The sequence below is a fragment of the Novosphingobium sp. genome (genome assembly GCF_036820275.1).
GTDB lineage: Bacteria > Pseudomonadota > Alphaproteobacteria > Sphingomonadales > Sphingomonadaceae > Novosphingobium.
This window is the reverse complement of record NZ_DAISLT010000003.1, coordinates 88,741-100,843: the sequence shown is the minus strand read 5'-3', so window position 1 is coordinate 100,843 and position 12,103 is coordinate 88,741. Positions and strand designations below refer to the sequence as shown.

Annotated in this window: 10 protein-coding genes; 9 read left to right on the top strand and 1 reads right to left on the bottom strand. The window is 64.5% G+C overall.

The features are described 5' to 3' along the window. Positions 1 to 11: 11 nt before the first annotated feature. Genes V7066_RS03280 through V7066_RS03240 form a run of 9 tightly spaced genes read left to right on the top strand, consistent with a single transcriptional unit; the run spans position 12 to position 10,831 of the window. Positions 12 to 416: an ectoine synthase gene (locus tag V7066_RS03280; protein WP_334181810.1), complete on the top strand. Its 405-nt coding sequence runs from the start codon at positions 12 to 14 to the stop codon at positions 414 to 416. Between the two features lie 17 nt (positions 417 to 433). Then, a complete protein-coding gene (gene thpD, locus V7066_RS03275; protein WP_334181809.1) occupies positions 434 to 1,348 on the top strand; it encodes an ectoine hydroxylase in 915 nt (304 codons plus the stop codon). After that, the gene (locus V7066_RS03270; protein WP_334181808.1) at positions 1,345 to 2,799 is read left to right on the top strand and encodes an aspartate kinase; all 1,455 of its coding nucleotides are present in this window, start codon (positions 1,345 to 1,347) and stop codon (positions 2,797 to 2,799) included. Before thpD ends, V7066_RS03270 begins: the two co-directional genes overlap by 4 nt. A 19-nt stretch (positions 2,800 to 2,818) precedes the next feature. Beyond that, positions 2,819 to 4,060 (top strand): MFS transporter, encoded by a 1,242-nt coding sequence (locus V7066_RS03265; protein WP_334181807.1) that lies wholly within the window; start codon positions 2,819 to 2,821, stop codon positions 4,058 to 4,060. After that, a complete protein-coding gene (locus tag V7066_RS03260; RefSeq protein WP_334181806.1) occupies positions 4,057 to 5,340 on the top strand; it encodes an MFS transporter in 1,284 nt (427 codons plus the stop codon). Before V7066_RS03265 ends, V7066_RS03260 begins: the two co-directional genes overlap by 4 nt. A 22-nt stretch (positions 5,341 to 5,362) precedes the next feature. Continuing rightward, positions 5,363 to 6,667, top strand: coding sequence for a mechanosensitive ion channel family protein (locus V7066_RS03255; RefSeq protein ID WP_334181805.1), 1,305 nt, complete (start codon positions 5,363 to 5,365; stop codon positions 6,665 to 6,667). Next, on the top strand, positions 6,660 to 7,490 hold the full coding sequence (locus V7066_RS03250) for a hypothetical protein (RefSeq protein WP_334181804.1): 831 nt from the start codon (positions 6,660 to 6,662) through the stop codon (positions 7,488 to 7,490). The genes V7066_RS03255 and V7066_RS03250 overlap by 8 nt, the downstream gene beginning before the upstream one ends. A 48-nt stretch (positions 7,491 to 7,538) precedes the next feature. After that, positions 7,539 to 9,113, top strand: coding sequence for a DUF389 domain-containing protein (locus V7066_RS03245; protein ID WP_334181803.1), 1,575 nt, complete (start codon positions 7,539 to 7,541; stop codon positions 9,111 to 9,113). Further along, entirely contained in the window at positions 9,110 to 10,831 is a 1,722-nt protein-coding gene (locus tag V7066_RS03240; protein WP_334181802.1) for an SLC13 family permease, read from the top strand. Before V7066_RS03245 ends, V7066_RS03240 begins: the two co-directional genes overlap by 4 nt. Here V7066_RS03240 and nhaA read toward each other — a convergent pair. Further along, positions 10,806 to 12,002, bottom strand: coding sequence for a Na+/H+ antiporter NhaA (gene nhaA, locus V7066_RS03235; protein WP_334181966.1), 1,197 nt, complete (start codon positions 12,000 to 12,002; stop codon positions 10,806 to 10,808). The two genes, V7066_RS03240 and nhaA, sit on opposite strands and share 26 nt — an antisense overlap. Positions 12,003 to 12,103 lie beyond the last annotated feature (101 nt).

Below are 12,103 nucleotides of genomic sequence, written 5' to 3'. Positions count from 1 at the left end.
GGAATACCCATATGATCGTTCGCAATCTCAACGACATCCGCAAGTCCGACCGTCACGTCGAATCCAATGGCTGGCACTCTGACCGCCTGCTGCTCAAGGACGACAAGATGGGCTTCTCGTTCCACGTCACCACGATGTTCGCGGGCGAGGAGCTGCACATGCATTATCAGAACCATCTCGAAGCGGTGCTGGTTATGCAGGGCGAGGGTACGATCGAGGACCTCGGCACCGGCCTGACGCACGAATTGAAGCCGGGCGTGATGTATGCCCTCAACGCCAACGACAGGCACATCGTGCGCCCGGTGAAGGATATCGTGTGCGCCTGCGTCTTCAACCCGCCGGTGACGGGCCGCGAGGTGCATGACGAGAACGGCGCCTACCCCGCCGATACCAGCGAACCCGCACTCGCGGACTAAGGAGAAAGGGGCACAAGATGCACGACCACTATCCTACCCGCAGCGCGGCCGAACCCCAGCTGTTCCCGCGCAGCGAACCTGTCGCCCGCCGCGCCTGGCAGCCGGGCGCGCCGTTGACCGCAGAGCAGATCGCCCAGTTCGACCGCGACGGCTATCTCGTGCTGAAGGATGTCTTCTCCGAAACGGAGATGGCCGCGCTACAGGCAGAAACCGGGCGCATGCTCGGTGATCCCGAGGGCCTGAAGGACGAGACAGTGATCGCCGAACCCGGCAGCCGCGAGATCCGCTCGATCTTCGAGATTCACGAACAGAGCGACACGATGGCGCGCCTTGCCGCCGACGAACGGCTGGCGGGCGTGGCCGGCTATCTGCTCGACGACGAGGTCTACGTCCACCAGTCCCGGCTAAACTACAAGCCGGGGTTCAAGGGCCGGGAGTTCTACTGGCACTCCGACTTCGAAACCTGGCACGCCGAGGACGGCATGCCGCGCATGCGCGCGCTGTCGATGTCGGTGCTGCTGGCGGAGAATACCCCAAACAACGGCCCGCTGATGGTGATCCCCGGATCGCAGCACGTGTTCATCGCCTGCGTCGGCGAAACACCGGACGACCATTACAGGGCGTCCTTGCGTAATCAGGAATACGGCGTGCCCGACGAGGACACGCTGGCCGAACTGGCGCACCGGCAGGGCATCGTCGCGCCCACCGGCAAGCCGGGCACGGTGATCGTGTTCGACTGCAACACGATGCATGGTTCCAACGGCAACATCACCCCGTTCCCGCGCGCCAATGCCTTCCTCGTCTACAACGCGGTGAGCAACCGGCTGGAGGCGCCGTTCGCCGCTGCCACCCCGCGCCCGGATTTCATCGCCGCGCGCGAGGTCAAGCCGGTGACGCCGGTATCCGGAACCTTCGAAGGAGTAGCCGCATGAAGACCCTGACCACCGGGGCCCATTCCGTGGAAAAGATCGGCGGCACTTCGATGGCTGCCACCTCGACGGTGTTCGACAATGTGCTGATCGCCGGACGCAAAGGCGCGGATCTCTACAACCGTATCTTCGTCGTCTCGGCCTATGCCGGGATGACCGACCTGCTGCTGGAGCACAAGAAGTCGGGCCGGCCCGGCGTCCATGCCCACTTCATCCGCAACGAAGTGCCCGGCGCCTGGCGCTCGGCGCTGGCCGACGTGACGGGCGCGATGTGGGCGCGCAATTCCGAGATGTTTGCGCGCGCCGAAAGCCGCGAGGAGGCCGACGCCTTCGTGGCAAGGCGCATCGCCGCTCTGGAGACCTGCCTCGACGATCTCGACCGGCTGCGCGCACACGGCCGCTTCTGCCTGAAGGAGCAGATGACCACCGTGCGCGAGATGCTGGCGGGTCTGGGCGAGGCGCATTCGGCGCACTCGACCGCCCTGATGCTGCGCGACCGGGGCGTGAACGCGGTCTTCGTCGACCTGACCTTGTGGAACCACGAGGACATGCGCAGCCTCGACGCGCGGATCGAGGAGGCGCTGGCGCCGATTGACCTTGCCACGCAGATGCCGATCATCACCGGCTATGCCGGGTGCGAGGGCGGCATGGTGCGCCGTTATGCGCGCGGATACTCGGAGATGACGTTCTCGCGCATCGCCGTGCTTACCGAGGCGCGCGAGGCGATCATTCACAAGGAATTTCACCTCTCCAGCGCCGACCCGCGCCTTGTCGGCGAGACGGTGGCGCGCAAGATCGGGCGGACCAACTACGACGTGGCCGATCAGCTCGCCAATCTCGGCATGGAGGCGATCCATCCGCGCGCCGGGCGAGGGCTGCGCCAGTCGGGCATTCCGCTCAGGGTGCGCAACACTTTCGACCGGCATGACGGCGGCACGCTGATTTGCGGCAACTACGTCTCCGAAGCCCCGCGCGTGGAGATCGTTACCGGCCTGTCTTCGGTCCAGGCGTTGCAGGTGTTCGAGCAGGACATGGTGGGGGAGAAAGGCTACGACGCCGCGATCCTTGACACCCTGACCCGGCACGGCGCCTGGATCGTCAGCAAGAGCTCCAACGCCAACACCATCACCCACTACCTGTCGGGTACCGACACCGCGCAGATGGCTGCGATCGTGGCGGACATCGAGGTGAAGTGGCCGGGCGCGGCGGTGACGGAGCAGCCGGTGGCGATGGTCTCGGTGATCGGCAGCGATCTGGGCGAGCCGGGTCTCGTCCCCCGCGCGCTCATGGCGCTGGCGGAAGCGGGCATCGGCATGGTCGCGATGCAGCACCAGATCCGCAACGTGGACGTGCAGTTCATCGTCGGCGTCGAGGACTTCGACCCGGCCGTGCGTGTGCTGCACAAGGCGCTGGTTGAAGGCGCGACGGCGTCCCACGAACGCGCGGCGGCCTGACGCCGGTTACACTTCGTCGATGCTGAACGCCATCCTTCCCGTGCGCAGCCTGCTGCTGGCCATCTTCATGCTGATGGCGGGCGGCGGGTTCATGAACACGCTCGTCAGCGTGCGGCTGGAACGCGCAGGAAGTGGCACGCTGGCGATCGGTCTTGTCGGCACCGCCTATTTCGCGGGGCTCGTCGCCGGATCGCTGCGCGCGCCCGCATTGCTGCGCCGGATCGGCCATATCCGCGCCTTCGCCGCCTTCGTCGCCGTTCTGAGCGCCAGCACGCTCGCTTATGCGATCCACCGCGATGTGCTGTTATGGGGCGCGTTGCGCTTTGCCGACGGCCTTTGCCTTGCAGGTATCTACGTCTGCCTCGAAAGCTGGCTGGGCGAGCGGGCCGAAGGAGCCGGACGAGGCAGCGTCCTCGCGGGTTACATGATCGCGCTCTACGGCGGGCAGGCGATCGGGCAGTTCACGCTGAACCTTGGCGGTGGCGGCTCGACCCTGCCGCTACTGGCGGGATCGATCCTGATCTCGCTTGCCGCCGTACCTGTTGTGCTGACCCGCATTGCCGCCCCCGCCCCGAGTGAAGGCGCGTCATTGCGCTTCTGCCAACTCTACGCGGTTTCTCCTCTTGGCATTGTCGGCGCGTTTCTGACGGGCGTGATGCTCGGAGCGTTCTACGCGATGGGTGCGGTCTATGCGCGGCGATCCGGGCTGGACCTGTCTGCGACGGCTCTGTTCATGAGCGTGGTCATCATGGGCGGCGTCGCGCTGCAGTGGCCTCTGGGTCGCCTGTCGGACCGCATGGACCGGCGCAAGGTGATCGTGATGGGTTTTGCCGGAACGCTCATTGCCAGCCTTGCCATCGCGCTGACGAGCGGCACTGCGCCGCTGATGGCGTTCGGTGCGGCGTTTGGCGGCTTGAGTTTCGCTTTGTACCCTTTGTGTGTCGCTCACACCAACGATCACTTGACCTCGGATCAGCGGATTGCTGCCAGTGGGGGGCTGGTGCTTCTCTACTCGCTCGGCGCGGCGATCGGGCCCTCGATGGCGGCTATCGCGATGACTTTTCTGGGAACTTCGGGGCTGTTCCTGTTCGTTGCAGCCTGCGCGGGCACGGCGCTCGTCTTCGGCTTGTGGCGGCAGGCCCGTTCCGAGCCGGTGCCGACCCATCTTCAGGAAACCTACGTCGTGCTGCCGCGAACCACGCCCCTTTCAATCGAAATGTCGGCCACGCCTGACGCCGCCGACGAAAGCACAACTTCATGACCGAACCGACCTCGCCCACCGTCCTCCACCGCGCGATTGCCGCCTCGGCTATCGGCAACGCCACCGAATGGTTCGACTACGGCATCTACGCATATGGCGTGACGTATATCTCCGCCGCGCTTTTCCCGGGGGAAACGGCGGAAGCGACGCTGTTCGCGCTGGCGACCTTCGCGATCTCGTTCCTGATCCGCCCGCTCGGAGGGTTCTTCTGGGGTCCATTGGGAGATCGTTACGGGCGCAAGGCGGTGCTCGGGGTGACGATCGTGATGATGGCGGGCGCGACGGTCCTGGTCGGCCTCATCCCGTCATACGCCGCGATCGGCATGTGGGCACCGGCACTGCTGGTAATCCTGCGCATGGTGCAAGGGTTTTCGACGGGCGGCGAATACGGCGGCGCGGCGATCTTCATGGCCGAATATGCACCCGATGCGAAGCGGGGCTTCTACGGCAGCTTTCTCGAAGTCGGCACGCTGGCAGGCTTCTGTGCGGGGGCAATACTCATGCTCGGGTTCTCGCTGCTGCTGGGCGATGCAGCGATGCGCGAGTGGGCATGGCGTCTGCCGTTCCTGCTTGCCGGGCCGCTCGGTCTCGTGGGCGTCTACTTGCGTTCGCGCATGGAAGAGACCCCGCTTTTCCGGGAGGTGGAGCGACAGGATTCCGCCGCTGTCGCATCCCCCTTGCGCGATCTGCTCACCCGTCACCGTCGATCGCTGCTGGCGATGAGCGGCCTCGTGATCGCGCTCAACGTCGTGAACTATACGCTGCTCAGCTACATGCCGACCTATCTTGAGCGCCGCCTCGGGCTGTCGACCGACGCGGCCCTTGCCGTGCCGCTTGCAGGGATGCTGTTCATGATGGTGCTGCTCCCGTTTGCGGGCGCACTTTCCGATCGCATCGGCAGGAAACCGATGTGGATGGCCTCGCTGATCGGACTCATGCTTGCCGTGGTTCCGCTCTATCATGTGATGGATGCAGGACAGACGAGCGCGGTCATCGGCTATGCCGTTCTGGGAATGCTCTATGTCCCGCAACTCGCGACGATCTCGGCAACGTTTCCGGCATTCTTCCCGACGCCGGTACGCTTTGCGGGCTTTGCGATCGCCTACAACCTCTCGACCTCGCTGTTCGGCGGTACTGCACCGGCCGTCAACGCCTGGCTTATCGACCGGACGGGCGATCCGCTGATGCCTGCCTACGTGATGATCGCCGCATGCGTGTTCGGCCTCATCGCCTTGCGATTTACCGACGAGACTGCGGGCAAGCCACTGCAGGCTGCCTGACATGAATTCTGGGGGACTTTTCGTGTCAATCGATGCCAGCAATGCCCTTGCCCGATTTGCGGGCGATTGGGCGCAAGAACCTTGGGCGCGTACCGTGCTCGGGCTGCTCGTCCTTGCGAGTTCGGCGTGGTTCGCCAACTGGATTGCGCGGCGCATCGTCCTGAACGGGATGATACGCCTGCTTCAGCGCACGCCGTTCGAGGTCGGTGCTGGCCATATCGGTTCAATCGTCTCGCGGCTGTCCAACGTCCTGCCCGCAATTATCGTGCAAGGCGGGATCGGAACCATCCCGGAATTGCCGCCCGCACTCCCGGATCTGGTCCACAGCATTTGCGCCGCAATCATCATCGTCAGTCTCGCGCTGTCGCTGACGGGCGTTCTGACGCTGGCCAACGAGTTGTACCAGCGACGCCCGGAAGCGGGCAACCGACCGATCAAGGGCTATGTCCAGGTGGCCAAGCTGCTCGTCTACGGTGCGACCGCGATCCTGGTCATCGCCGCGCTGATGGACCAGTCCCCCTTGCTGCTGCTTTCGGGTCTTGGCGCGATGGCGGCGGTGCTCATGCTGGTGTTCAAGGATACGATCCTGTCGCTGGTCGCATCCGTCCAGATCACGTCGAACGACATGATACGGGTGGGAGACTGGATCGAGATGCCCAAACTCGATGCCAACGGTGACGTCATCGACATCGCCCTACATACCGTGAAAGTGCAGAACTTCGACAAGACGATCACCACCATACCCACGCACCGCCTGATCACGGACAGCTTCCGCAACTGGCGCGGGATGTCGGAATCGGGCGGCAGGCGGATCATGCGTTCGTTGATGATCGACCAGAACAGCGTGCGGTTCCTTGGCGATGCGGATATCGGGCGACTGTCGCGTTTTGCCGTGCTTCGCGCCTATCTTGATGATCGGCAGGGCAGGGTATCGGCGTGGAACCGTCGTCATGCCGGTAGTGACGGGCTCAATGCGCGCCGTCTGACCAACATCGGAACCTTTCGCGCCTATGTCCTCGCCTATCTGCGCAGTCTCCCCGCCATAGCCGAGGACAAGACCATGCTGGTCCGGCAGCTGGAACCCGGCGAGCATGGCCTGCCCCTGCAGATCTATGCGTTCGCATCGACGACCGTCTGGGCCAGCTACGAGGACACACAGGCCGATATTTTCGACCATCTCATCGCGATCATGCCGGAATTCGGGCTACGCCTTTTCCAGAGGCCGACGGGTCTGGACCTTATGGGCCTCGTCACGCATGGCTCTGATGTGTGTTCATCGGGGCGGCCGGAAGCGGCAGTCCAGCAGAAAGATCCAGTCGGTGCCTGAATTTTCCGACAAAGCCCTCCGCTTCAGGTTACTTGCAGCGCTGGGAGTCGCAACCCTCATTTCGGTGGTGCCTGCCCATGCCCAAACTTCGGCGGCGCCGAGCTACCCGGACCTGGTAGAGTTGTCGAAGCGTGCCGGCATGGTCATCAAGGCCCGAGTTCAGACGGTATCGCGCCTCGACCCAGCTCAGGTCCGCAATCCGACGGCGCTGCATGATCGTTTCTACGCGGAAGCGCAGACCGAGGCCTTGATCTACGGGCGGCAGGGCATTGGCGCTTCGCTACGTTACCTCGTCGATCTGCCGCCAGACCGGCCGGAGCTTTCCGGCCGCGACGTGCTGCTGTTTGCCTGGCGCGTGCCGGACAAGACCGGTGACATCAAGCTCGTCGATCCGACCGCGCAGGTCTTGTGGTCGCCGGTTCAGGAAGCCCGTGTGCGGTCCATCCTGACGGAACTTGTGGTGCCCGGCGCACCTTCACCGGTCACCCGGGTGCGGGAGCTGATGTTCGTACCGGGCAACCTTGCCGGGCAAGGGCAAACACAAATCTTCCTCGATACCAATGGTGGGGGCAGCGCGGCGATCACCGTGCGCCATCAACCGGGATCGGCGCCGAGTTGGGGCGTGTCCTTCTCACAGGTGGCTGCCGGAACCAAAGCGCCGCCGCCGCAGGACAGCCTGGCATGGTATAGCCTGGCATGCTTCCTGCCCGCCTATCCGCCCACAGCCGCGAACGTATCGCGCAGCAGCGCAAAGCAGGAACAGGCGCTGAACGATTATCGCATGGTCGTCTCGTCGCTGGGTACCTGCAACCGCACGCGATGACGGGGCTTATTCCACCAACATTTTGAAGGTTACGGGGACGGGGCAGGAATGACGGTTTTTCCATCGGCAGCGACGCCGCCTGATGGCGCCATTCATGACAGGCTGGAGCATGTCGCGCTCTACCGTTGGTGGCGCCGTGCGATCGTCGCGCGGGTCGATCACGAGGCGGTGATGGCGCGTATCGTCGAGGATAGCGGCTGGACAACGCGCTACGCGTTCATGGTGATGATGTCGGCTGGTATTGCGGTCCTCGGCCTGCTGCTGTCCTCCCCGGCGGTGGTGATCGGCGCGATGCTGATCTCTCCGCTCATGAGTCCGATCCTTGGGTTGGGGTTCAGTCTTGCCCTGTTCGATTTCAAGGAGGTGCGGCGGGCGCTGACGGCGCTCGCGGTCGGTGCAGGTGCGGCGGTGCTGTTCACGGCGCTGATCGTCGCACTCTCGCCGCTCCAGGCACCGACCAGCGAGATCATCGCGCGCACGCGGCCCAATCTGTTCGACCTCGCCGTGGCGCTCTTCGCGGCGCTTGCCGGGACTTTCGCGATCATTCGCGGGCGTGGCGACACGATCGTCGGCGTCGCCATCGCAACGGCGTTGATGCCCCCTCTGGCGGTGGTGGGCTTTGGCCTTGCGACCTGGAACATGCCGGTCCTTGGCGGCGCTTTCGCGCTGTTCGTTACCAACTTCGTGACGATCGCCTTGTCGGCGATGATCATGGCGCGGTTCTACGGGTTCGGGCATTACCTCTCCAGTCAGCAGACCTGGACACAGACCTTTGTCCTGTTGTTCGTCTTCGTCGCAATGGCCATTCCGCTTGGCATCTCCCTCAAGCAGATCGCCGGGGAAGCTGTGACGCTCAACCAGACCCGCTCGTTCCTCTCCGAACGCTTCGGCGCCGATGCACGTGTGACCCAGCTCGACATTGACTTCGATGCGCAGCCGGCAGTGGTTCGCGCTGTGGTCATCACCCCTCGCGACAAGATGAAGCGCACCGCGGCTTTGCAGGACGATCTCACCGCACGGCTCGGGCAGCCGATCAAGCTGCGGCTGGATCAGGTTCTGCTCGAACCGGGTGCCGGTGCGATCGAGGCCCAGCGTGAGGAAATCCGGCAGGCAGGCGATGCCGCCGCCATCGAGACTCAGCGCATCGCGAGCCTTTCACAGATGCTCGCCCTGACCGCTGGCATATCGTCCGACAGCGTGACGATTGATCGCGATCACCATCGTGCAATGGCCAGCGCCGCGCCGCTCCCCGGCGCAACCCTTGCGACATACCGCACCCTGGAGCGGCGGGCTGCTGCTCAGGCCGATGGGTGGGACGTGGTGCTCACTCCGCCGCAGATAGCATACCCGTCGATCAGCTTCACAGGGTCTCAGGATGCGCTCGAACTTCCCGCGCGGGAGGCCGTTCTGGTGACGGCATGGGCCGCCAGGCGCTGGAATGTGCGTGTCCTCGCCGTTCCGGGCCTTCCAGCCGATGCGCCGCAATCTCCCACGCTTGTCCAGCGGCGGGCTATCGGCATTGCCGCACTGCTACGTGAGAACGGCGTCGAAGCGGTGCCCGCTCCGGCCGCAGGAAGCCGTTTTGCCCTAAGAGAAGTTGAAGGAGGCGGGGAACAGCCTTGAGCCCGGCCCTTGTCAGCGCCGTGATCCTGCTGGGTACGCTAGTCCTGTTCGTATCCGAGCGCGTGCGGCATGATCTGGTCGCGTTCCTTGCGCTCATCGCCTGTCTGATGACGGGTCTTGTCGCGCCGGCTGACGCCTTTGCCGGATTTGCCGATCCTGCCGTGATGGCGGTCGCAGCGGTGCTTGTGGTCGGGCGTGCCATCGAGCTTAGCGGAGCGGCGGGTCTCGTCGCCAACCGCGTCATCCCGGTCGATGCGCCGTTCGCGATGCGCCTGGCCGGACTTCTGGTCGTCGGTGCCATGTTGTCGGCCTTCATGAACAATATCGCCGCTCTGGTCATCACCATGCCGATCGCGGCCGAGATCGCGCGCACGGCCCGGCGATCGCCGGCCGCCACCTTGATGCCGCTCGCGTTTGCAACGATTCTGGGCGGAATGACGACGCTGATCGGCACGCCGGCCAACCTCATTCTGTCTTCCGTGCGGGAAGCGAGATTGGGTACGCCCTTCGGCTTCTTCACGATGACGCCCGTCGGGGTGGCGGTGACGGTCGTCGGTCTTGTCTACCTGTGCGTGGTGGGTTGGCGTCTGCTGCCGGTGCGGACGGGCAGTTCCAGCGATGGAAAGCCGCCGTGGCGGGTGTATGAGTTGTCGGTCCTGGATGAGCGTCTGGACGCCGGGGAACTGCGTAGTCGCCTTCGGGCTGCCGGAGCGCGGATGCTCGCCTCGTTCCGGGACATCGCGCCGATAGCCGGGATCGAATATTTTCAGGCGCGGGACCGCCTTCTGGTCGTGTCGCGCAAGAACCAGTGGTCCGTTGCTGCCACGACCGGCCTTGCCAGCGATGTTCCCGCAGACCATGTGCGGGACGCCGTCACCGTCCGCGTCGCGGTGGCACACGGCTCTCCGCTCATCGGGCTTGGATACGACGAAGTGCGAACCCGTAGCCGGCAGCAGCTGCAGGTCGTCGCGGTAGGCCCTCGCGTGGCGAGGGAACGGCGGCAGTTGGTGGACATGCGCATACGGGCTGGCGACCAGCTCTATATCCGCGGTCCTCAGTCAGAGCTTGGCGCCTTCAGCGCCAGTGCCCGTGTCCTGGAAATCGACCGGCACGATCCCGTCCCGACGGCTCACGGCCGCGCAGCCGGTATTCTCGCGATTTTCGCAGCGGCGATTGCCTGCATTGTCGGGCTCGGGCTCTCCCCCGCACTAGCTTTCACCGGTGCCGCCGTCCTGATCGCGGCGTTGCGGCTACTGCCGCCAGAGGAAATCTACCGCTCTATCGACTGGAGCGTGATCGTCCTGCTCGCAGCCATGATCCCGGTGGGGCAGAGCTTCGAGGACAGCGGCGCAGCCGCGATCGCGGCGCAGTGGCTGGGTGAGACGCTGACGGGTCTGCCGCTGGCCGTCGTTCTGGCCGCACTGTGCTCGGTCACCCTGGTGCTATCCATCTTCCTCAACAATGTGGCGACGGCGATCATCATGGGCCCGCTCGCTATCGACGCCGCCAACTTTCTCCACGTCAGTCCAGACGCCGCGTTGCTGGCAGTGCTCATCGGCGCGTCTTCCGATTTTCTGACTCCGATCGGTCATCAGAACAATCTTCTGGTCATGGGTCCGGGCGGCTACCGATTCAGCGATTATGCCCGGATGGGCGCGCCGCTGGTCGTGGCTGTGGTAGCCTGTACGGCGATTACGCTGACGCTGCTGTATGGCTGAACGGGACTTCACGGTGCGCGATGCGCAGCACCAAGAAGCCCAGAATGCCGGAAATCAATGAACCGACGAGAATGCCGACTTTGGCTTCGGACTGAAGGATCGCGTCGCCCGGGAACGCCAGGAGGGCGATGAAAAGGCTCATCGTGAAGCCGATCCCACAGAGCAGGGCTACCCCCAACATCTGCATCCGGCTGGCATGCGCCGGAGCATCCGCCAACCCCAGCTTGGTGGCCAACAGCGACAAGCCAAACACGCCGACCGGCTTGCCGAGGACCAGACCTGCCGCGACGCCAAGCGTCACCGGCGCGAGCAAAGCATTCACCGGCAGGCTGAGAAAGGGCACCCCGGCATTGGCCAGTGCAAACAGCGGAACGATGAGAAAGCCTACCGGGATATGCAGGGCGTGTTCCAGGCGATGGAGAGGGCTGGTGGCGTCGCCGTCCGAGCGACTTGGCGTCACGTCCATGGGTATGGTCAACGCGAGCAACACACCGGCCAGCGTCGCATGGATTCCAGAGCGGAACACGAAGATCCACAGCACCACGCCCAACAGCAAGTAGGGTGTCAGCCGGCGAATTCGTAAACGATTCATCGCCATGAGACCCGCGACGGCCAGCACCGCGCCAAGCAAGTCGGGCCACGAAACCTGGGCGGTGTAGAACACTGCGATGATGATCACCGCACCCAGATCGTCGATGATCGCCAAGGCAGCCAGGAACACGCGCAGAGACGCAGGCACGCGGTCGCCGAGCAATGATATTACGCCAAGGGCGAATGCGATGTCGGTCGCCGCTGGAATTGCCCAACCCCTGGCCGTTTCCCCTGTATTGAATGCGTAAAAGAGCAGTGCCGGAACCGCCATGCCACCAAGAGCCGCAACGCCCGGGAGCATGCGGCGTGGCCATGTGGAAAGTTGGCCGTCGAGCATCTCACGTTTGATCTCAAGGCCAACGAGCAGGAAGAACACCGCCATCAGCGCGTCGTTTATCCAGTGCGCGATCGAGAGCGGCCCGAGATGACTGTGCAGGAGGGCGTCGTAGGTCCCTGCGGCGGGTGAGTTGGCGAGCCCGAGGGCGATGGCAGCCATCGCCATCAGAAAAAGACCCGCAGAGGACTGCCCATGTAGGAAACGGCGAAGGGCGCTGGGGGACTTGAGGCGTGCGAGGACCATCGGGAACTCCGGGCAAAGATCGTCGGGCACCGGCGGCCCGACCGATGCTGCGAAACCTGCCCGCCACACGGCGAACACCCGCCCTACCCTTGGCAGCCCGC